The 20,142-nt window shown below is 68.7% G+C and carries 19 protein-coding genes; 4 read left to right on the forward strand and 15 right to left on the reverse strand.

Annotated elements, in window-relative coordinates; translation table 11 throughout:
* The first annotated feature begins 140 nt into the window (after window positions 1–140).
* Window positions 141–2,120 (forward strand): alpha-1,4-glucan--maltose-1-phosphate maltosyltransferase, encoded by a 1,980-nt coding sequence (locus tag WFJ97_RS03000; protein ID WP_442928375.1) that lies wholly within the window; start codon window positions 141–143, stop codon window positions 2,118–2,120.
* Complete coding sequence (glgB, locus tag WFJ97_RS03005; protein WP_336640434.1) at window positions 2,117–4,321, forward strand: 1,4-alpha-glucan branching protein GlgB; 2,205 nt, start codon at window positions 2,117–2,119, stop codon at window positions 4,319–4,321. Before WFJ97_RS03000 ends, glgB begins: the two co-directional genes overlap by 4 nt.
* Before the next feature lie 24 nt (window positions 4,322–4,345).
* On the opposite strand, the gene WFJ97_RS03010 is transcribed toward glgB, so the two are convergent.
* Both WFJ97_RS03010 and WFJ97_RS03015 read right to left on the reverse strand, forming a co-directional pair.
* Window positions 4,346–5,290 carry a tetratricopeptide repeat protein gene (locus tag WFJ97_RS03010; protein WP_336640435.1) on the reverse strand — a complete coding sequence of 315 codons (945 nt, stop codon included), beginning with the start codon at window positions 5,288–5,290 and terminating at the stop codon, window positions 4,346–4,348.
* Window positions 5,287–7,257 carry a glycosyl transferase gene (locus tag WFJ97_RS03015; protein ID WP_336640436.1) on the reverse strand — a complete coding sequence of 657 codons (1,971 nt, stop codon included), beginning with the start codon at window positions 7,255–7,257 and terminating at the stop codon, window positions 5,287–5,289. Before WFJ97_RS03015 ends, WFJ97_RS03010 begins: the two co-directional genes overlap by 4 nt.
* Window positions 7,258–7,436: 179 nt before the next feature.
* Here WFJ97_RS03015 and WFJ97_RS03020 point away from each other — a divergent pair, with 179 nt between their 5' ends.
* Window positions 7,437–8,492 (forward strand): AI-2E family transporter, encoded by a 1,056-nt coding sequence (locus tag WFJ97_RS03020; RefSeq protein WP_336640437.1) that lies wholly within the window; start codon window positions 7,437–7,439, stop codon window positions 8,490–8,492.
* 6 nt (window positions 8,493–8,498) lie between these two features.
* Here the strand turns inward: WFJ97_RS03020 and WFJ97_RS03025 are convergent, their stop codons facing one another.
* The 9 genes from WFJ97_RS03025 to rpsB all read right to left on the reverse strand — a co-directional run bounded on the left by WFJ97_RS03025 (window position 8,499) and on the right by rpsB (window position 15,220).
* The gene (locus WFJ97_RS03025) at window positions 8,499–9,215 is read right to left on the reverse strand and encodes an alpha/beta hydrolase (RefSeq protein WP_336641849.1); all 717 of its coding nucleotides are present in this window, start codon (window positions 9,213–9,215) and stop codon (window positions 8,499–8,501) included.
* Window positions 9,216–9,217: 2 nt separating this feature from the next.
* Entirely contained in the window at window positions 9,218–9,505 is a 288-nt protein-coding gene (locus WFJ97_RS03030) for a hypothetical protein (RefSeq protein ID WP_336640438.1), read from the reverse strand.
* Between the two features lie 9 nt (window positions 9,506–9,514).
* Complete coding sequence (locus tag WFJ97_RS03035) at window positions 9,515–10,093, reverse strand: transglycosylase SLT domain-containing protein (RefSeq protein ID WP_247632296.1); 579 nt, start codon at window positions 10,091–10,093, stop codon at window positions 9,515–9,517.
* 158 nt (window positions 10,094–10,251) lie between these two features.
* On the reverse strand, window positions 10,252–10,824 hold the full coding sequence (locus tag WFJ97_RS03040; protein WP_247632297.1) for a DivIVA domain-containing protein: 573 nt from the start codon (window positions 10,822–10,824) through the stop codon (window positions 10,252–10,254).
* Complete coding sequence (locus WFJ97_RS03045) at window positions 10,821–11,960, reverse strand: phosphatidate cytidylyltransferase (protein WP_336640439.1); 1,140 nt, start codon at window positions 11,958–11,960, stop codon at window positions 10,821–10,823. Before WFJ97_RS03045 ends, WFJ97_RS03040 begins: the two co-directional genes overlap by 4 nt.
* A gap of 6 nt (window positions 11,961–11,966) precedes the next feature.
* The gene (frr, locus tag WFJ97_RS03050) at window positions 11,967–12,521 is read right to left on the reverse strand and encodes a ribosome recycling factor (RefSeq protein ID WP_247622583.1); all 555 of its coding nucleotides are present in this window, start codon (window positions 12,519–12,521) and stop codon (window positions 11,967–11,969) included.
* 68 nt (window positions 12,522–12,589) lie between these two features.
* Complete coding sequence (gene pyrH, locus WFJ97_RS03055) at window positions 12,590–13,306, reverse strand: UMP kinase (RefSeq protein ID WP_247622584.1); 717 nt, start codon at window positions 13,304–13,306, stop codon at window positions 12,590–12,592.
* Window positions 13,307–13,397: 91 nt separating this feature from the next.
* Entirely contained in the window at window positions 13,398–14,225 is an 828-nt protein-coding gene (tsf, locus tag WFJ97_RS03060; RefSeq protein ID WP_247622585.1) for a translation elongation factor Ts, read from the reverse strand.
* Window positions 14,226–14,269: 44 nt separating this feature from the next.
* A complete protein-coding gene (gene rpsB / locus WFJ97_RS03065) occupies window positions 14,270–15,220 on the reverse strand; it encodes a 30S ribosomal protein S2 (RefSeq protein WP_247622586.1) in 951 nt (316 codons plus the stop codon).
* 300 nt (window positions 15,221–15,520) lie between these two features.
* Between rpsB and WFJ97_RS03070 the strand changes: the two genes are divergently transcribed.
* A complete protein-coding gene (locus WFJ97_RS03070) occupies window positions 15,521–16,066 on the forward strand; it encodes a murein hydrolase activator EnvC family protein (RefSeq protein ID WP_336640440.1) in 546 nt (181 codons plus the stop codon).
* 7 nt (window positions 16,067–16,073) lie between these two features.
* Here WFJ97_RS03070 and WFJ97_RS03075 read toward each other — a convergent pair whose 3' ends face one another.
* The 4 genes from WFJ97_RS03075 to WFJ97_RS03090 are packed head-to-tail and all read right to left on the reverse strand — an operon-like array spanning window position 16,074 to window position 20,113.
* Complete coding sequence (locus WFJ97_RS03075) at window positions 16,074–16,979, reverse strand: tyrosine recombinase XerC (RefSeq protein ID WP_336640441.1); 906 nt, start codon at window positions 16,977–16,979, stop codon at window positions 16,074–16,076.
* A gap of 58 nt (window positions 16,980–17,037) precedes the next feature.
* Window positions 17,038–18,228: a DNA-processing protein DprA gene (gene dprA / locus WFJ97_RS03080; protein ID WP_336640442.1), complete on the reverse strand. Its 1,191-nt coding sequence runs from the start codon at window positions 18,226–18,228 to the stop codon at window positions 17,038–17,040.
* The gene (locus WFJ97_RS03085) at window positions 18,225–19,754 is read right to left on the reverse strand and encodes a YifB family Mg chelatase-like AAA ATPase (protein ID WP_336640443.1); all 1,530 of its coding nucleotides are present in this window, start codon (window positions 19,752–19,754) and stop codon (window positions 18,225–18,227) included. The genes dprA and WFJ97_RS03085 overlap by 4 nt, the downstream gene beginning before the upstream one ends.
* Window positions 19,751–20,113, reverse strand: coding sequence for a YraN family protein (locus WFJ97_RS03090; RefSeq protein WP_336640444.1), 363 nt, complete (start codon window positions 20,111–20,113; stop codon window positions 19,751–19,753). Before WFJ97_RS03090 ends, WFJ97_RS03085 begins: the two co-directional genes overlap by 4 nt.
* Window positions 20,114–20,142 lie beyond the last annotated feature (29 nt).

A 20,142-nucleotide genomic window follows, 5' to 3' on the forward strand; every position in this document is an offset into this window, starting at 1 on the left:
TTGTCCACCCGGTATCGGAGGTCTGACCGGAGCGGTACATTCGGGATGTGGCTGCACGCGTCGGAAGTTCTCCCTCGGCTCTTCGGAGCCCCGCCCAGATCCCCCTGCGTCCCCGCGCGGACGAAACGATCACCGAAGGGGTGACCACCGGAAGACTCCCGCTCACGAACGTGCAGCCCTCCGTTCCCGGTGGATTCCCGCCCAAGGCGTTCGTCGGCGAGGTCGTCCCGTTCAGCGTGGTCTCGTTCCGTGAGGGTCACGACATCATCGGGGTCCATCTCCGGCTCACCGCACCGGACGGCGCCGAGAGCCTGCACCGACTCGCTCCCCGTCAGGACGGCACCGACACCTGGGCGGCGGAGATCGCGCTCGATGCCCAGGGATCGTGGACGTACCGTTTCGAGGCGTTCTCCGATGATTTCGCGACGTGGGCGCACGCCGCGGAGCTCAAGGTCGCCGCCGGGGTCGACGTCCCGGTGATGGCAGCGCTCGGTGCCGAGATCCTCCAGCGCGCGGCGGCGGAGCGCGATCGTCCGGCGGCGGAGCGCAAGCGGCTGACCGCAGCGGCGGCCTCCCTCGCCACCGGGGATGCCGCAACGACCTCGGCGCTGTCGACGGATGCCGACCTCGCACGCGCGTTCACCGATCGACCCGTCACCACCCTCCGTTCCGCGACGCCGGACCATCGGCTCGTGGTCGACCGCACCGCCGCCGGCGTCGCGTCCTGGTACGAGTTCTTCCCCCGCTCCGAAGGCGCCAAGCGCCTCAAGGACGGAACGGTGAAGAGCGGCACGTTCCGCAGCGCGACGAAGCGGCTGCCCGGTGTCGCGGCCATGGGCTTCGATGTGCTCTACCTCGTGCCGATCCATCCCATCGGTACGACGAATCGCAAGGGACGCAACAACACGCTGACCACCGAGCCCGGCGACCCGGGGTCGCCCTACGCGATCGGCGCGGCGGAGGGAGGGCACGACGCCATCCACCCCGAGCTCGGCACCGCCGCCGACTTCCGTGCATTCGTCCGCGCGGCGAAGAAGGAGGGACTCGAGGTCGCGCTCGATCTCGCCCTCCAGGCGTCTCCCGATCACCCGTGGGTCTCCGCGCACCCCGAATGGTTCACCACGCTGCCCGACGGCACGATCGCGTACGCCGAGAACCCGCCGAAGAAGTACCAGGACATCTACCCGCTGAACTTCGACAACGACCCGGCGGGCATCTACGCCGAGATGCTCCGGATCGTGCAGCACTGGGTCGCGCAGGGCGTGAAGATCTTCCGGGTCGACAATCCGCATACCAAGCCCCTGCAGTTCTGGGAGTGGCTCATCGCGACCGTGAACGCCCAGGACCCCGACGTGATCTTCCTGGCCGAGGCGTTCACCCGCCCCGCCGTCATGCGCGCGCTCGCCGCCGTGGGCTTCCAGCAGAGCTACAGCTACTTCACGTGGCGCAACACCAAGGCCGAGCTCGAGGAGTTCCTGACCTCGGTGTCGCACGAGACCAGCGACTACATGCGCCCCAACCTCTTCGTGAACACGCACGACATCCTCACCGAGTACCTGCAGTTCGGCGGGCGCGCGGCGTACCGGGTACGGGCCTGCATCGCCGCGACCGCCGCACCGCTGTGGGGCGTGTACGCCGGGTACGAGCTCCTCGAGAACGTCGCCCGTCCCGGGTCCGAGGAGAACATCGACAACGAGAAGTACGAGTTCAAGTTCCGCGACTGGGACGGCGCCGAAGCCCGCGGCGAGTCGCTGGCTCCGCTGTTGCGCCGACTGAACGAGATCCGCCGACAGCATCCCGCGCTGCGTCAGCTCCGCAACTTCGACGTGCACTGGAGCGACGACGACCACGTGCTGGTCTACAGCAAGCACCTGGATGCTGCTTTCACCGGAACCGGCTCCCCCGACACGCTGATCGTCGTCGCCAACGTCGACCCGCATTCCGTCCGCGAGACCACCGTGCACCTCGACACCTCGCGCTGGGGGGTCCCCCTCGGTGAGCAGTTCGAGGTCGAGGATCTGCTCACGGGAGCGGTGTGGACCTGGTCGGATCACAACTACGTGCGCCTCGACGCCTTCGCCGAGCCCGTGCACATCCTGAAGGTGAGGCACCGCCCATGACTTCCATCGACGACCTGACGGCATCCGCCGAGTGGCAGGCGGTGTCCTCGGGCACCCACCACGACCCGCACGCCGTCCTCGGCGCCCACCCGCACAAGGATGGCGCCGACCGCACCGTCACGGTGATCCGTGCGCGCCGACCGCTCGCCTCGTCGGTCGCCGCCGTCTTCGGCAACGGCCAGCGGCTCGACCTCGCCCACGTCGCTCACGGGATCTGGGAGGCGCAGCACGACGGCCCGCCCGTGCCCTACCGTCTCGCGACGGCCTATGGAGACGACGAGGAGACCGTAACCGGCGATCCCTATCGCCACACGCCCACCCTCGGCGACGTCGACATCCATCTGATCGCCGAGGGTCGGCACGAACGCCTCTGGCACGTGCTCGGGGCGCATCCCGGCGACGTCGACGGAGAGACGGGTGTCGCGTTCGCCGTGTGGGCGCCCAACGCCACGGCGGTACGCGTGATCGGCGACCACAACGGATGGAGCGGAGAATCCCACGCCATGCGCTCCATGGGCGCCAGCGGCGTCTGGGAGCTGTTCGTGCCCGACCTCGCGGTCGGCACCCGCTACAAGTACCAGATCCGTACGCGCTCCGGCGAGTGGATCCTCAAGGCCGACCCGATGGCGCAGTGGGCCGAGGTACCGCCGGACACGGCGTCGGTCGTCACGGCATCGTCGTATGTCTGGAGCGACGGTGCATGGATGACCCGACGCGCCGCCACGCATGCCGTCGCGCAGCCTCTCTCCGTCTACGAGGTCCACATCGGCTCCTGGCGGGGCGGTCTCGGGTATCGGGACCTCGCCGAGCCGTTGATCGAGCACGTGACGACGACGGGGTTCACCCACGTCGAGTTCATGCCGGTGGCCGAGCATCCGTTCGGCGGGTCCTGGGGCTATCAGGTGAGCGGCTACTACGCGCCCACCAGCCGGTTCGGGACGCCCGACGACCTGCGGTACCTCATCGATCGTCTGCACCAGGCGGGCATCGGCGTGATCATGGACTGGGTTCCGGGGCACTTCCCGAAGGACGCGTTCGCGCTGGCCCGCTTCGACGGCCAGCCCCTGTACGAGCATCCGGACCCGCGTCGTGGCGAGCACCAGGACTGGGGAACCCTCATCTTCGACTACGGCCGCCCCGAGGTGCGAGGATTCCTCGTGGCCAACGCGCTGTATTGGCTCGACGAGTTCCACGTAGACGGTCTCCGCGTCGACGCCGTCGCATCGATGCTCTACCTCGACTACTCGCGCAACGAGGGCGAGTGGGAGCCGAACATCCACGGAGGTCGCGAGAACCTCGAGGCCATCCGGTTCCTGCAGGAGGTCAACGCGACGTCGTATCGGCTGCACCCCGGGATCATGATGATCGCCGAGGAGTCGACGAGTTTCCCCGGAGTGACCGCACCGACCGACCATGCCGGTCTCGGATTCGGCTTCAAGTGGAACATGGGCTGGATGAACGACTCGCTCCAGTACATCGCCCGCGATCCGATGTACCGCGCGCACCACGAAGGCGAGATGACGTTCTCGTTCGTGTACGCCTTCGGCGAGAACTACCTGCTGCCCATCAGCCATGACGAGGTCGTCCACGGCAAGGGCAGCCTCGTGACCAAGATGCCCGGCGACCACTGGCACAAGCTCGCCAACGTGCGCGCCTACCTCGGCTACATGTGGGGCCACCCCGGCAAGAAGCTGCTCTTCATGGGCCAGGAGTTCGGTCAGCTCGCCGAATGGTCGGAGTCACGTGAGTTGGACTGGTGGCTGCTCGACCAGCCGTCCCATGCTCAGCTGCAGGACTTCGTCGCGTCTCTCAACGCGGCGTATCGCGTGCAGGCGCCGCTGTGGGCCCGCGACAGCGATGCCTCGTCGTTCTCACGTCTGGGAGCACCGAGCTGGGATCCGACCGTGATCGCGTTCGAGCGCCGCGACGGTCACGGCGGACGCGTCGTCGTGATCAGCAACTTCTCCGGCATCGAGCACGTCGGCTACCGCCTCGAACTCCCCCGTGAAGGCGTGTGGGAGGAGATCCTCAACACGGATGCCTCGGCGTTCGGAGGCCGCGGATCGGGCAATCTCGGTGTCGTCGTCGCGCACGTGGAGGACGGCGGTCCGGCGACGGCGACGATCACCCTCCCGGCGCTGTCGACGCTGTGGCTCCGGTACCAGACCGACCCCCACGTTCCGAGCGTCACCCGCGGCTAGGGCGACCCGAGCCGGAAGCGGTGATCAGAAGAGGAGCGAGGTCAGGCGGTTCCGCGCCGAGACGACGCGAGGGTCGCCGGCACCGATGAGTCCGAAGAGCTCGACGAGACGCTCGCGCACCGGTGTGCGCTCATCCGACGGTAGCTGTGCGAACAGATCGAGGAGGCGTCCGAAGGCATCGTCGACGTGCCCGCCCGCGAGATCGAGGTCGGCGACGTCGAACTGTGCCGAAATGTCGAGCGGTGCCGCCGCAGCGGCGGCACGAGCGGTCTGCAGATCAAGAGACTGCACGCGATCGAGCAACCGCACCTGCCCGAGCCCGGCGATCGCGTCCTCGTCGCGGGGGTTCTCCGCGAGCGCCTTCTCATACGCGACGATCGCGGCGGCGTAGTCACCCGCCTCGATCGCAGCGAAGGCCTCGGCGTGAAGCGGCGGCAGCGCGGGCTCCTCGGGAGCCGCAGCCTCCTCGCCGGCCGGCGCGCCGTCGACCGCGAGCGAACCGGTCACGCCGTTCTGCGCGGCGAGCTGCAGCAGCTGCGCGAAGACCGCGCGCACCTGCTCCTCGGGAACGGCGCCGTTGAACATCGGCACGGGCTGTCCGGCGATCAGGGCGACGACCATCGGGATGGACTGCGCACGGAAGCTCTGCGCCAGCTGCGGATTCGCATCGACATCGACCTTCGCCAGCAGCACACGCCCGCCCAGCTCGCGGGTGACCTTCTCGATGATGGGGCTGAGCTGCTTGCACGGCCCGCACCACTCTGCCCAGAGGTCGACGACGACCGGCACCGTGCGCGACAGCTCGAGCACCTGGCCGAACGTCTGGTCGGTCGCATCGATCACGAGATCGGCGAAGGGGGTACCCGCGGCGGGCGCCGCCGGGGCGCCGGGCGCGGGAGCGGCCGGCCGGTTGCGCAGGCTCGACAGATCGACGGCACCACGCAGCGCCGCAGGAGACAACTCGGTCACTTGATCACCTCTACGGAGACGAGATCCTGACGCGATGCCAGGAGTTTGATCTGCTCGGTGGATCCCTGCGCGGGGACCGAGAAGAAGAGCTGGAACTCATAGGTCGTCACGACGCCCTTCGCGGACTCCGAGACGCCGGTGAGAGCATTGGCCTTCGCATTGTCCCCGAAGCGGATGACGGCGTCGGCGGACGTCGGCTTCACCGTCTCGGCGTCGGTCAGCGTGATGCCGACGATCGCTCCGCTGTCGAGGGTCGTCATCGAGACGGCGGGGGTATCGGTCGGCGCCATGTCGAAACTGACCTCGGACGTCTCGGCCGCACCGTTGTCGATGAGGTTCTGGACCACCGTCTGCCGACTGTCGCGGATCGAGGTCGCGAGCTTCTGCGAGAGATCGTCGAAGAGCCCGTTGGAGCCGCTCTTCTCCCCCGTATCGACGACGTCCGCGAACGCGGCGGCGAGTTCGCCGGGAGCGATGCTGAGGAAGGCGGAGTCATCCGGGACCAGCGCGGTGCCGAGCCAGGCGGCGGCGACGTCCGGGAACACCGCGTCCGCCGACATCTCCGCGATGTTCGTCACCTTGTAGTTCGACCACGGATCCTGCTGCGTCATGGTGAGCAGCACGGGCGGGACGGTCTCGTCGTCCGCGCTCTTGGAGAGCAGGAGCGTCGTGCGGGGCCAGCGATCGGTCGCCTCGGGGAGCACGACCTCCACGTCGTCGGTGGGGATCGCGGCGGGAACGGGAGAATCGGGGATCGCGGTGCGCAGGGCGTAGTCCGTCGTGCGAGCCGTGAGCGCCGGTCCGTCAAGCCGCGTCTTGGCGAGATCGAGATCGCGGTTCGTGTCGGCTTCCACGAGTGTGGTGGAGATCTCGCCGAGGATGCGTTCGGCCTGGCCCTCGGTGACGGCGGGCGGCTTCTGGTTCTCGGGGGCGATCACCGTCGGAGTGGGCGACGGGGTCGCCTCGGGAGCGCCCAGTTGCGGCCACGAGTCGGACGAGCAACCGGCCGCGAGCACCGCGGTGAGCCCGAGGATCGGCACGACGAGGAGACGGCGACGCCGGCGAGCGGGATCTGCGGCCTTCATCGTCGACTTCCCCTCGGTCTGCTCGTCGGTCTTATCGTCAGCGGGCGCAGCGGGCTCATCGACGATCTCTGCGTCCTGGACGTCGTCGGTGGCCTGCGGCTTCGCCGGGGTCGCTTCGCTCGATATCGCCGCGCGTTCGGCCGCGGGCAGGGAAGCGAGGTCGATGGGCTCGGTCACCGGGAGTGGACCCGGGCCCTTGCGACGCGGACCACGACCGCGACGCTGATGACGGATGCCGAGCACGTAGAGGATCAGCCCCACCAGCAACAGCACACCGCCGCCTGCCATGAGCGGACCTGCGGCCGGGGTGGACGTGTCGAGCGGCCAGGACGCCACGATGTCGTCGGGCGCGTTCTCGGTCCCGTCGTAGGCGACGAGCACGCTGACTCCCTCGGGGAGACGGAGATTGTCGAGCGACAGCGAGTCGGTGTCGCTGAAGGAGTTCAGCCACAGGTCGGATCCGACGGGGTTGCGTCCGCTGTCTGCAGCGGGGTCGTCCTCGGCGGTCGGCTCCTCCGTCTCCGCGTCTCCCGAGTCGACCGCGTCATCCTCGGCCGCAGGCGCGGCGATGTGTTCGACCTGGAAGGATCCGTCGTCGTCGACGGTCACCTGGTTGTAGTCGGAGTCGGCGAGCCACGCCTCCATGTCGGCCGTGCGTCCGTAAGCGGAGAAGATGTCGCCGTCGCCGCTGATCAGCAGCGTCTGCGCGCCGGGGTGGGCACGCAGCACATCCCCGTCGAGCAGGATGAACGGCGCAGGCTCTTCGATCTGCACCTTCTCCTGCACCGAATCCGGCCCCATGAAGATGGTGCGCTGAGCGATGCCGGCACCGATCAGGGCCGCGGCCAGGACGAAGGCCACGACGGCCCATACGAAACGCACGAATAGTCTCCTCACGCATCCCGCACGATCGGCCGGGACGCAACACTCGACATTTCAGACTAGCGAAACCACCTGTGTGTTGCCCACAAGGGTGATTCCCCCGGTGTGGAACGGCACGTCGCGCGGGCTGCGCGTGGCACGATCGGTAGCCTGGCAGCACCCCGACACGAGGAGTCGAGATGAAGATCCACAACCCCTTCCGCACCGCCCTGGTGGCGACGCTCGGAGTGGGCCTCGGCATCCTCCTGATCGGAAGCCTGCAGAACCTCTCCACCGTCCTGCTGTACGTCGGCACCGCGCTGTTCCTCAGCCTCGGACTCGACCCGGTGGTCGCATTCCTCGAACGCCGCAAGCTCCCCCGCTGGCTGGCGGTGCTCGTCACCATCCTCGGAGTGCTGGGCGTCTTCGCGGGCATCGTCCTGATGGTGCTCCCCATCCTGATCGATCAGATCAGCCAGCTCGTCCGACGCATCACGCTGTTCCTGCAGAGCACCTACATCGGCGACGTGAAGGACTGGATCAGCGATGTCTTCCCGGGCCTGCAGCCCTCGTTCATCGACGATACGTTCACGCGTGCGACCGACTGGCTGCTCGAGAACTGGGGAACGATAACCGAGAGCGTGATCGTGGTCGGCACCTCGATCATCACCGGCCTGTTCGGCGCTTTCATCGTGCTGATCCTCACGGTGTACCTCACGGCATCCACTCCCTCACTCAAGCGCGCGGTCTACCAGCTCGCGCCGGCCTCGAAGCGGGAGCGCTTCATCGACCTGGCCGACCAGATCACCGACTCGGTCGGGTACTACGTCATGGGCCAGGTCTCGCTCGGCGTGATCAACGGCGTGCTGAGCGCGATCTTCCTCTCGATCATCCAGGCGCCCTTCCCTGCCGTACTCGCGGTCATCGCGTTCTTCTTCTCGCTCATCCCGCTCGTGGGCACGCTCACCGGCTCGACACTCATCGTGCTCATCTGCCTGATCCCGGGTCTCGGATCCCCCGCGACCGCGATCGCCGCCGGCATCTACTACCTGATCTACATGCAGATCGAGGCGTACGTGATCTCTCCGCGCATCATGAGCCGCGCCGTGTCGGTACCGGGTGCGGTCGTCGTGGTCGCCGCCCTCGCCGGCGGCAGCCTGCTCGGACTCCTCGGAGCGCTTATCGCGATCCCCGTCGCCGCGAGCATTCTGATTATCTACCGCCAGGTGCTCATCCCCCGCATGAACGAGCTCTGACGCCGCTCAGCGCGATGCCGGCCACTCTGTCGGCAGCGGGAGGGCCGCCGGGTGGACGGCGGCCACGATCTCGGTGAGCACACGGCGCGTCTGTGACTCCCCCACCCAGAGGTGCTTGCCGCCGTCGACGGCGATCAGCGTCGCATGCGGGATCGAGGCGAAGCGCTCACGCGCCTCCTCGGGCCGGAGGTAGTCGTCGAACTCGGGGACGAGGATCACGACCGGCCGATCGAACTGCGCCCACGCGGCGACCTCGGCGTCCGTCGCGCGATGCAGGGGCGGAGAGAGCAGGATGACGCCCGCGATGTCGTGATCCCGCCCGTATTTGAGTGCCAGCTCCGTACCGAACGACCATCCGAGCAGCCAGGGGCGCGGCAGCTCGCGCTCGTGGACGAACTCCATCGCGGCGGCCACATCGAACTGCTCCGCCGCTCCCCCGTCGAACGCCCCTTCGCTCGTGCCACGGGGCGACGTCGTCCCCCGCGTGTTGAACCGCAGGACGGCGAGGTTCGCGAGGGCAGGGAGGCGCGCCGCGGCCTTGCGCAGGATGTGCGAGTCCATGAACCCTCCCGCGGTGGGGAGCGGGTGCAGAGTCACGAGGGTCGCGACGGGGTCGGCCCCTTCGGGGAGCGCGAGTTCACCGACGAGCGTGAGGCCGTCGGCCGTACGCAGCTCGATGTCCTCCCGCTGCGCGGGCAGTTCGAGCGGTCCTCGGATCTCGATGGTCACGATTGCCTCCAACAGTGTGTGTGCCAGTGCCTGCGTGCGGCGAGGTCGGCGGCATCGCCGAGGACTCCATCGGCGCGCCAGGCGACGAGATGAGCGGTGCCCGGTTCGATCGTGCGAGAGCACCCGGGGCACACGTAGGACTTCTGGGCCTGCATCGCCGAGACGGGCTGCACGGTCCACTCCGCACCGCGACGGGTCTCGGTACGTTTCCACCCCGCGAGGAGGCGTTCGAAGGACTCGTCGGCCTCAGATCGCGAAGGAGGCCGCCTGCGGGAGCGGGGCATCGTGCCTGCTCACCACCAGTGGTTGTTGATCCAGAAGTTGTAGGCGCCGGCCCAACTGCCGTAGCGCCCGGTCGCGTAGCCGCTCGCCCAGCGCAGGTTGTCGACCGGGTCGTACCCGTTGCCCGGCACCTTGCTGCAGGGCAGAGCCTGCACGAGGCCGCAGGCACCCGAACTGCTGTTCGTGGCGTTCGGGTTCCACCCGCTCTCGCGCGAGACGACGTAATCGACGTAACCCCAGTCGGCTTCGGCGATTCCCGCGGCAGCCATCCAGTCCGCCGGCGCTCCGCCACCGGTGTAGAAGAGCGGGGCCGCGGGGGCCGTCCCTCCCGAGTTCGATTTGGAGGCCGTCGTCGGCGTGGGCGTGGGAGTCGGCTTCGGCGTCACGTAGACCTCGAAGGACCCGCGCTCGACCGGAGCGATCTCGGCACCTTCGACCGTCACCGTCAGATTCTGGGTGTCTTCGAGTGCGACGGAGTACGCGCTGTCCGGCGTCTCCTGCTCGGGCGGATCCGCGAGAGCGACGGCGGTCGGTGCGACCATCGCGGCCGCGAAACCGACGACCGCGAGCGATGCGAATGCCGCGACCACACCGCGACGACGCGACCATCGACGAGTACCACGATGCGCGGAATTCGCCGTCGCCACAGGTACCGGCGAGGCGTCACGTCGTGCAGGTGTCATGTCGTTTCGGGAGTTCACGATGGTCGACAGTCTACGCAAGACTGCCTGGGACGGCCATGAGAAGGTCAGCGGACGGCGAGGATCACGTCGATCGCCGCGTCGAGCAGGGCGTCCACCTGCTCCTCGCGATAACCGCCGCGCTGCATCCGGAAGGCCGCCGAACGCAGCTGTTCCGCGCTCAACGCGTCGCCGTCGCGAAGGTAGCGCACGATGCGCGTCGCCACGTGGTCGACCTCGTCGACGCGGTATCCGAAGGTGAGTGCACCCGTGCGGGCGAAGCGGTGCCGGCGCGGACGCGCGAGATGATCGAGGATCACCTGAGCCTCGTCGCGTGCCTGCTCGACCCAGACGCCCGCGCCCTCGGAACGCACGGCACGATCGCGCTCGCGCGCCGCGAAAGCGTCCTCGACACGGCTCAGCGCGGCGTCGACGTCACCGACCACGTAGCCGCCCTTCACGAGCGGGAACGAGGCTGTGCGGACATCCGCCGCACCGAGATCTCCCCCGTGCTCGAAGGCGGCGCGCGCCGAGGCGAGGAAGGTGTCGACGGCCGCAGGGTGATACCCCTTGGTGCGCCCCGTGGCGACGGCGAAGGCCGCACGGGAGGACTGCTGCTCTTCGGTCTTCTGGTCGTTCATGACAGCACCACCCAGGGAGAGAGGAGGAAGTAGAGGCAGAGGGCGGGGACCGTCGACGGCAGGATGCTGTCGAGCCGATCGAGCAGTCCGCCGTGGCCCGGAAGCCAGGAGCTCATGTCCTTGATCCCGAGATCGCGCTTGAGCATCGACTCACCGAGATCGCCCAGTGTCGCCGACAGCAGGATGGCGGCACCGAAGACGATCCCACCCCACCACGGGAGTTCGAGCAGGTACATCGCGAGCAACACACCCGCGGTCAGCGAGGCGACGACCGCACCGGCGAAACCCTCCCAGGTCTTCTTGGGGCTGATCCGTGGAGCCATCGGATGCCGCCCGAAGGCGAGGCCGGCGGCGTACGCGCCGGTGTCGGCCGCGACCGCAATGGCGATGAAGCCGAGCACCCACCACTGTCCGCCCTCCTGCCCGAGCAGGATCAGCGCGATGGCTGCGAGGAAGGGAACGTAGACCTGCACGAAGCCGCCGATGACGGCATCCGCGAGTACATCACCGTAGGTGCGCCCGTCCTGAGCGAACATCTGCGCGATGAGCCTCCAGACGATGACGAATGCCACGGCGAGGAACAGCACGATCCAGCACAGCCAGATATCCGCGAAATAGCCGGAGAGCACGAGCGCGCCGGCAGCCACCAGCTGCGGGACGACATCGATGCGGCGGCCGGATGCCCGGAGAGCCCGCGCGAGTTCGTAGACCCCGAGCAGCGCAGCCGCCAGGGCGAACGGAACGAAGAGCACCTTGATGAACAGGAGGGAACCGAGAAGAGCCGCACCGAACGCGAGGCCGATGAGGATCGCGAGCACGAGGTCACGACCCGTGCGCTGCTTGATCCGCTCGTTCGCCTGGTCGATCTGGTCTCGGGCATGCGAGACGTGACTGCCGAACTCGTCGCGCTTCGCCCGCCACTGTTCACGGATGGCATTGTGATCGGCCGTGTCGATCATGTCGGGGATCACCACGGCCGGCTCATCCGGGAGCGGGGGGCGGGGCGGGATGAGCGAGGCGTCGAAGGCGGGGAACGCCTCGTCCGCCAACGGGATGCCCGAGTCCGGCGTCGTCGCATCCCGCGCCTCGCGGCGGGTCAACGGCGCACCGTCCTCGGAATCTCGCGTGTCAGACATCCGTCCTCACACCTCGAGGAGTTCTGCCTCTTTGCGCTTGAGCGCGTCGTCGATGAGGTCGACGTGCTGGCGGGTGAGAGCATCGAGCTCCTTCTCGCCACGCGCGATCTCGTCTTCACCGACCTCGCTCTTGAGCGCATCGAGGTCGTCCTTCGCCTTGCGGCGGATGCCGCGGACGTGGACCTTCGCGTCCTCGCCCTTCGACTTGACGAGCTTGACGTACTCCTTGCGACGGTCGGCCGTCAGCTCCGGCATCGTCACGCGCACGAGATTGCCGTCGTTCGTCGGGTTCGCCCCGAGGTTCGGCATGTCGCGGATGGCCTGCTCGATCGCCTTGAGCGCCGACTTGTCGTACGGCGTGATGACGAGGGTGCGCGCCTCCTGGTTGACCATCGAGGCCAGCTGACCGATCGGGGTCGGCGTTCCGTAGTAGTCGACGAGGACCTTCTGGAAGAGCTGGGGGTTCGCGCGACCGGTGCGCACCGTGGAGAAGTCCTCCTTGGCAGCTTCGACCGCCCGGTCCATGCGGGTGGTGGTTTCAGCGAGGACGTCCGCGATCACGGTGACTCCTATCGTCGGGGTGTTCTGCAAATTCTATCGGGCGAAGCCTTCTCCGCCGCGTCACACACTCAGGTGGTGACCAGGGTGCCGATCGGCTCACCGAGAAGGGCGCGCGTCACGTTGCCCGCCGGCTCCATGCCGAAGACGCGCATGTTCATGTTGTTGTCCATGCACAGGCTGAAGGCGGTCGAATCGACGACCTTCAGTCCGCGTTGCAGCGCGTCGCTGTACGTGACCCGCTCGATGCGCTCGGCATCCGCGTGCTTGTTGGGGTCGGCCGTGTAGATGGCGTCGACGCCGTTCTTCGCGACGAGGACCTCCTCCGCCCCGATCTCGAGCGCGCGCTGAGCGGCGACCGTATCGGTGGAGAAGTACGGGAGGCCGGCACCGGCACCGAAGATGACGACGCGGCCCTTCTCGAGGTGACGCTCCGCCCGGCGCGGGATGTAGGGCTCGGCGACCTGGGTCATGGAGATCGCGGACTGCACACGCGTCGCCGCCCCGGCCTGCTCGAGGAAGTCCTGCAGCGCGAGTGCGTTCATCACGGTTCCGAGCATGCCCATGTAGTCGGCGCGCCCCCGGTCCATGCCGCGCTGGCTCAGCTCGGCGCCGCGGAAGAAGTTGCCCCCGCCCACGACGATGGCGACCTCGACGCGGTCGACGGCTGCGGCGATGTCGCGCGCGATCTGGCCGACGACATCCGGGTTGACACCCAGCTGACCGGCGCCGAATGCCTCTCCGGAGAGCTTGAGAAGGACGCGGCGGCGTCCGGTGCGTTCGGTCATGGGTGTTGTCCTCTCGTCCCGATTCAAGATAGTGCCTTCTGGGCATGAAGAAGGGGTTCGGATCTCACCGATCCGAACCCCTTCGACTCTGCTACGCGCCGACCTTGAAGCGCGCGAAGTCCGTCACAGTGATACCGGCGTCCTTCGCCACCTGGGCGACAGAGAGCTTGTTGTCCTTGGCGTAGTCCTGCTCCAGCAGGGCGACCTGCTTGATGAACGCGGAGACGCGGCCTTCGACGATCTTGGGGAGAGCCGCTTCGGGCTTTCCCTCGTTGCGCGAGATCTCGGTGACGATCTCCCGCTCCTTCTCGACGGCGTCAGCCGGAACGTCCTCGCGGGAGAGGTACGACGGGTTGGCGAACGAGATGTGCTGCGCGATGCTGCGAGCGGTGTCCGCGTCGTCGCCCGAGTAGGCGACGACGACACCGATCTGCGGCGGCAGGTCCTTGCTGGTGCGGTGCAGGTAGACCTCGACGTTGTCGCCGGCGATCGTACGCACACGACGCAGTTCGACCTTCTCGCCGATGATCGCAGCCTCTTCCGAGATCAGCTGCTCGACGGACTGACCCGCCGCGTCGGCGGCCAGGGCCGCCTCGACCGAGTCGGCCTTGACGGCTGCAGCGGCGTCGGCGACCTTGTCGGCCAGCGCGATGAAGCGGTCGTTCTTGGCGACGAAGTCGGTCTCGCACGCGAGCTCGATCAGCGTCACGGCACCGGCCTGCTCGCGAGCGACGACGAGTCCCTCGCTGGTCGAACGGTCAGCGCGCTTCGCGTTGCCCTTCGCACCCTTGAGACGCAGGATCTCGGTGGCCTTCTCGACGTCTCCGTCGGCCTCCTCGAGCGCCTTCTTGGTGTCGACCATTCCCGTACCGAGCTGCTCACGCAGCGCCTTGAGGTCAGCGATGGTGAAGTTGGCCATGTGTGGTGGCTCCTTGCTTCGTGATGTGTGTGGTGGTCGCGGGATTACTTGGCGTCTGCGGCCTCGGCGGCGGCGACCTCAGCGGTCTCCTCACCGGAGGCGGCGGCGATCGCCTCGTCGTGAGCCTCGGCACCGGCCGCGTCGGCAGCGGTCTCGTCGGCGGCGGGCGTCTCGACGACGGCGGCCTCGTCGGCCGCGGTCTCGACGGCAGCGGCGTCAGCGGACTCCTGGACCTCCTGGGCGGGAGTCTCGAGGAGCTCCTTCTCCCAGTCGGCGAGAGGCTCGGCGTCGCCCGTCTCCGGGTTGTGCTTCTGCTGCAGGCCCTCGGCAGCGGCGTCGGCGATGATGCGGGTCAGCAGCGAGACCGAGCGGATCGCGTCGTCGTTGCCGGGGATCGGGTACTGGAAGTCGTCAGGGTCGGCGTTCGTGTCGAGGATGCCAATCACGGGGATGCCGAGCTTCTTGGCCTCGTCGATGGCGAGGTGCTCGCGCTTGGCGTCGACGACCCAGATGGCCGACGGCGTCTTGGTGAGGTTGCGGATTCCACCGAGCGACTTGTGCAGCTTGTCGAGCTCGCGCTTCTTGAGCAGGAGCTCCTTCTTCGTGAAGCCGCTGTTCGCCGGGGTCTCGTAGTCGAGCTCCTCGAGCTCCTTCATGCGCGCGAGGCGCTTGGAGATCGTCTGGAAGTTCGTGAGGAGTCCACCGAGCCAGCGCTGGTTGACGAAGGGCTGACCGACGCGCGTGGCCTGCTCGGCGAGGATCTCCTGCGCCTGCTTCTTGGTGCCGACGAAGAGGATCGTGCCACCGTGGGCGACGGTCTCCTTGACGAAGTCGTAGGCCTTGTCGATGTAGCCGAGCGACTGCTGCAGGTCGATGATGTGGATGCCGCTGCGCTCGGTGAGGATGAAGCGCTTCACCTTCGGGTTCCACCGACGGGTCTGGTGTCCGAAGTGCACGCCGCTGTCGAGCAGCTGGCGGATGGTGACCACAGCCATGGTCGTCTCCTTGTTCTGGCGCGGTGCGCCGTTGAGGTTTTCGCCGATCGTTCGATCGGACTTCCTGGTGCCCGGCGCACACCCGCCTTCCGAGGAAGGACCTGTGGGAGTGGATGCCACGACCGGAGTCGCTCTGGGCACGCGTAGTCACCCCGATTTCGAGGTGCCCCTCCAGCATACAGGACAACGACCGCCTGTCCTGCTCTCCACGGGCGGCGACATCGCGCACTTCTCCCCCGCCTCCGGGCCTGTCGCGCGGACTCACGTCTCGTCGACCTGAACGACCCGCAGACTCTCGGCATGACCCCACCCGGACGTGTCTTCCTGATCGCCGCCCTCCTCATCGCGCTCGCACTCGGCGCGCACGATCCTGCGATCGCCGCCCTCGAGCCCGACCCCTCGGTCCGGTCCCACTCGTCGGAGGACGACGCCGCGTGGCGCTGGCCCCTCGACGGCCCGCGATCCGTGACGGCGCCGTACCGCGCTCCCGCTCACGCCTACGGGGCCGGCCACCGCGGGATCGACATCGCCGGCGTTCCGGGACAGGAGGTCCGTGCACCCGCGGACGGCGTCGTGGCCTTCCGGGGAACCGTCGTCGACCGTCCGCTACTCACGATCGACCACGGCGCCGGATACGTCTCGACCTTCGAGCCGCTCGCCTCTTCTCTGAATCCCGGCGACACCGTGGTGGCGGGAGACATCGTGGGGGTCGTCGCTCAGGGTGGGCACAGCGTGGTCGGCACCCTGCACGTGGGGGTGCGCCTCGACCGTGTCTACATCAATCCGCTCCTGCTCTTCGGCGCACCGGCCAGAGCGGTCCTTCTGCCGTGCTGCGACGGTTCGTGACGCCCGCTCAGGCGCGCGGGTGCGCGAGGCGGTAGGTGGCGGTCAGTCGCTCGGCGGAGACGTGCGTGTAGATCTGGGTGGTACCCAGGCTGGCGTGGCCGAGGATCTCCTGCACGGCGCGCAGGTCGGCGCCGCCGTCGAGGAGGTGCGTCGCCGCCGTATGCCGGAGTGCATGTGGACCGACCGTCTCCGACCCCACGAGAGGGCCGAGCACTTCTGCCACCAGCGAGTACACCGCACGCGGTCCGATTCGCCCGCCGCGGCTGCCGAGGAAGACGGCGGCACCGGAAGCATCGCTCCGGGCGACGAGCGCCGGCCGCGCGCGCCGCAGGTACGCGTTCAGCGCCTCCCGGGCGGGCACCCCGAAGGGCACGACTCGTTCCTTGGCGCCTTTGCCGAGCACGCGCGCGGTACGGCGATCGACGTCGAGATCGTCGATGTCCAGTCCGCAGAGTTCGGAGACACGGATGCCGGAGCCGTAGAGCGTCTCGAGGATCGCATGGTCGCGGAGAGCGAGCGGATCTCCGCCGGCGGTCGCGCGGCTGCGGTGCTGCTCGAGAAGCGAACTCATCGCGTCCTTCGAGGCCACGACCGGCAGGGTGCGACCGCGCTTCGGAGCGATCAGACGGAGACTCGGATCGTGCGCGATGATCTCGTGCTCGGTCGCCCAGGTGAAGAACGATCGCGCCGCCGCCGCGCGGCGCGCCAACGTCGAGCGTGCATCTCCGCGCTGGGTCGCTTTCCACAGCCAGTCTCGGAGCACGTCGAGATCTACGTCGCCGATCGTGATGTCTCCGGCCGACACTGTCAGGTCCCGCAGGTCGGAGCGATAGGCGCGCACCGTCGCCGCCGACAGCCGGCGCACCCGCTCGAGGTACTCCGTGAAGGCCTGGACGGCGGCGGCGAGCTGCATGGCTCCAGCATGCACCGGATGACGGTGCGAGAGATCGCACCTCGCCGCCTCGGCTCGATCAGCGGGTCGCCGCGCGCACCCACCCCGCATCCGATCGTGTCAGGATCCCCTCGAGGTCGAGCAGACCGAGTAACGCCCGCACCCGCTCGGGGGCGAGACCGCTACGCCGACAGATCTCCATGACGTCGAGCGGCGTCCGCGTTCCGAGAGCGTCGAGCAGACGGGTGCGATCCGGATCTTGGCGCCGCGAAGCCGACGCCTCCTGCGTGTCGTCGCCCCAGAGCTCGCGGACCTCCGCCGCGCAGGTCACACAGCGTGCGTCGTACTCACGGAGCAGGCGATGGCATCCCGCCGAGGCCGCCGAGGTAACCGGCCCCGGCACGGCTCCGAGGGGTCTCCCCAGCGCCGCCGCGTGACCCGCCGTGTTGAGGGAGCCGCTCCGCCATCCCGCCTCGACGACTACGGTCGCCTGGCCGAGTGCCGCGATCAGACGGTTTCGGGCCAGGAAGCGCCACTTGGTCGGTGCGGCTCCGCACGGCAACTCGCTGACGACCGCCCCCTGCCCGGCGATTCGGGAGAAGAGCTCCTGGTGTCCGGAGGGATACGCGCGGTCCACACCGCCGGCCAGGAACGCGATGGTCGCCCCTCGGACTCCGAGCGCCGCACGATGCGCGACGCCGTCGATGCCGTACGCCCCGCCCGAGACGACCGTCGCACCGCCCGCGGCGAGATCTCCGGCGATCTCGGCGGCGATGTGCTCGCCGTACCCGGTCGCCGCGCGAGCGCCGACGATGGCCACGCGCGGGGTCGCCCTCAGGAGTCGGGCGTCCCCGCGAACCCACAGCGCCGGTGGAGCGTGCGCCCCCAGGTCGTCCAGCGAATCCGGCCAGTCCGGGTCGCCGGGGATCACCAGGCGCGCACCGACCTGGCTCGCACCGTGCAAGGCATCGACCAACGCACGGGTCTGCGCACGCGGCCGCCAGCGGGCTCTCCCTTCCGCCAACGCGCGACGCGCCCGTGCGGAGCCGTCCACACGACCATCCGCCGGACTCGGCGCATCGAGGGCAAGCTCGAGGGCACCGGCGGCACCGAGTTCCCGGATCAGCGAGCCTGCGACGCCGTCGCCCGGTTCCGCGAGCACCGACCACGCCGCGCGGGCGATCGCCTCCGTCGATGCGCCCGTCTCACCTGCTCGGAGAGCGGACGCCGCATGAACGACCTCCCGGTCGTCGACCATCTCGTGGGTCACGGCGTCATCCCCCTCTTGAGGAGCAGCGCTCGACCGATCTCATCCTGTCGAGGACGCGCGAGTCCGGCGAGGTCGGCCATCGTCCACGCCAACCGCAACACCCTGTCGTACCCGCGCAGGGTCAGCGCTCCCCGTTCGAGTGCGCGATCGAGCGGCTGACGATCCGCGGAGTCCAAGCGGAACTCCCCCTGCCGGAGCCACGTCCCCGGGATGTCGGCGTTCCGCGACCACGGCGTCCCCGTCCACCTCGCGGCCGCACGACCCCGCGCATCGGCGACGCGTTGTCGAGCGGAGGCCGTCGAGAATTCGGAGCGGCCACCTGCGGTCGCGCGCGATGCGGCCACTCTCGAGACACGCAACTCGATGTCGACACGGTCGCGGAGAGGTCCCGAGAGCCGGGTCGCATATCGCCTGATCGCCTGCGCCGGGCAGGTGCATTCCGCGCCGCGCACGCCGTAATTGCCGCACGGACACGGATTCATCGCGAGCAGGAGTTGGAAGCGCGCGGGGAACCGTGCGGTGAACCCCGAGCGGATCACCTCGATCGCGCCGGATTCGAGCGGCTGGCGAAGCGCGTCCAGAGCCACCCTCGAGAACTCGGCCGCCTCGTCGAGGAACAGCACGCCGCGATGGGCGCGCACGATCGCGCCGGGACGCGCCACCCGCGATCCGCCGCCGACCAGCGCGGCGACGGATGCGCTGTGATGCGGTGCCTCGATCGGTGGAGTCCGGTCGAGGCACGCCACTCGATCACCCATCAGCGAGCGGATCGAGGCGACCTCGAGTGCTTCGCCTTCGGTGAGCGGTGGAAGGATTCCGGGGAGGCGTCGCGCGAGCATCGTCTTGCCGGCGCCAGGGGGACCGCTGAGGAGCATGTGGTGCCCGCCCGCTGCGGCGACCACGAGCGCCTCGACCGCCGACTCCTGCCCCACGATGTCCGCGAGGTCGAGCGACTCGCTCGGTTCCTCCTCCACGGCGGGCGGTTCTTCGACGGGCACCTCGGGGATCTCGACATCCGCCCCGTGCCAGACCGCCACCTCAGCGAGCGAGCGCGCCCCGCGGACCTCGATCCCGGTCACCAGTCGCGCTTCGGCGGCGTTGGCCTGGGGCACGATCACGCGCTCGAACCCTGCCCTCGCCGCCGCGAACACCGCGGGAAGCACTCCGGCCACCGGTCGAACGCGACCGTCGAGACCGAGCTCGCCGACGTGTACGGTGCCCCGGATCGATCGCGGGGAGATCGCATCCCCCGCAGCGAGTGTCGCGACGGCGACCGCGAGGTCGAAGCCCGATCCGTGCTTCGGCAGGCTGGCCGGCGAGAGATTCACCGTCATCCTTCGCCGCGGGAGGTCGAGTCCGGAGTTCTTGCATGCGTTGTGCACGCGCTGCACCGCCTCTCCGAGCGATTTGTCGGGCAGCCCGATGATCTTGAACTCCGGCGTCTGGTTCGAGAGGTCCGCCTCGACCTCGACCATGTGCCCGTCCACCCCTGTGATGGCGACCGCCCAGGTGCGTGTGGTGCTCATTCGAGGTCCGCCACGTGCTCGAGCGACCCGGATGACGGGTCGTCACCGACGATCCCCACCACATCGAGCCTGATCCGACGCCCCCGAGCATCCAGCGGGTGCGCGACGGCCCAGGCGTGGGCGAGCCCCCACATCCGCCGCTTCTTGCGCGCGTCGATCGCCTCGAACGGATGACCGTAGTCGATCGTCCGCCGCGTCTTCACCTCGACGAAGACGAGGTCCTCGCCCTGAAGAGCCACGATGTCGATCTCACCTTGCGCGCAACGCCAGTTGCGGTCCAGGAGTGTGTACCCGGCCCCGACGAGATGCCGTGCCGCCCGTTCTTCCCCGGCTCTACCGAGGTCATCCTTCGCTGCCATTCCGACAGCATGACGATCGTGGCGCCCGC

The organism is Microbacterium sp. USHLN272, assembly GCF_037149655.1.
Lineage (GTDB): Bacteria > Actinomycetota > Actinomycetes > Actinomycetales > Microbacteriaceae > Microbacterium > Microbacterium galbinum.

Excerpts from the sequence above, each read along its gene's own strand:
- glgB (WP_336640434.1), top strand. The coding sequence starts at position 2,117 with ATGACTTCCATCGACGACCTGACGGCATCCGCCGAGTGGCAGGCGGTG.
- WFJ97_RS03020 (WP_336640437.1), top strand. The coding sequence starts at position 7,437 with ATGAAGATCCACAACCCCTTCCGCACCGCCCTGGTGGCGACGCTCGGA.
- WFJ97_RS03030 (WP_336640438.1), bottom strand. The coding sequence starts at position 9,505 with ATGCCCCGCTCCCGCAGGCGGCCTCCTTCGCGATCTGAGGCCGACGAG.
- WFJ97_RS03040 (WP_247632297.1), bottom strand. The coding sequence starts at position 10,824 with ATGAACGACCAGAAGACCGAAGAGCAGCAGTCCTCCCGTGCGGCCTTC.
- WFJ97_RS03045 (WP_336640439.1), bottom strand. The coding sequence starts at position 11,960 with ATGTCTGACACGCGAGATTCCGAGGACGGTGCGCCGTTGACCCGCCGC.
- pyrH (WP_247622584.1), bottom strand. The coding sequence starts at position 13,306 with ATGACCGAACGCACCGGACGCCGCCGCGTCCTTCTCAAGCTCTCCGGA.
- tsf (WP_247622585.1), bottom strand. The coding sequence starts at position 14,225 with ATGGCCAACTTCACCATCGCTGACCTCAAGGCGCTGCGTGAGCAGCTC.
- rpsB (WP_247622586.1), bottom strand. The coding sequence starts at position 15,220 with ATGGCTGTGGTCACCATCCGCCAGCTGCTCGACAGCGGCGTGCACTTC.
- WFJ97_RS03070 (WP_336640440.1), top strand. The coding sequence starts at position 15,521 with ATGACCCCACCCGGACGTGTCTTCCTGATCGCCGCCCTCCTCATCGCG.
- WFJ97_RS03075 (WP_336640441.1), bottom strand. The coding sequence starts at position 16,979 with ATGCAGCTCGCCGCCGCCGTCCAGGCCTTCACGGAGTACCTCGAGCGG.
- WFJ97_RS03085 (WP_336640443.1), bottom strand. The coding sequence starts at position 19,754 with ATGAGCACCACACGCACCTGGGCGGTCGCCATCACAGGGGTGGACGGG.
- WFJ97_RS03090 (WP_336640444.1), bottom strand. The coding sequence starts at position 20,113 with ATGGCAGCGAAGGATGACCTCGGTAGAGCCGGGGAAGAACGGGCGGCA.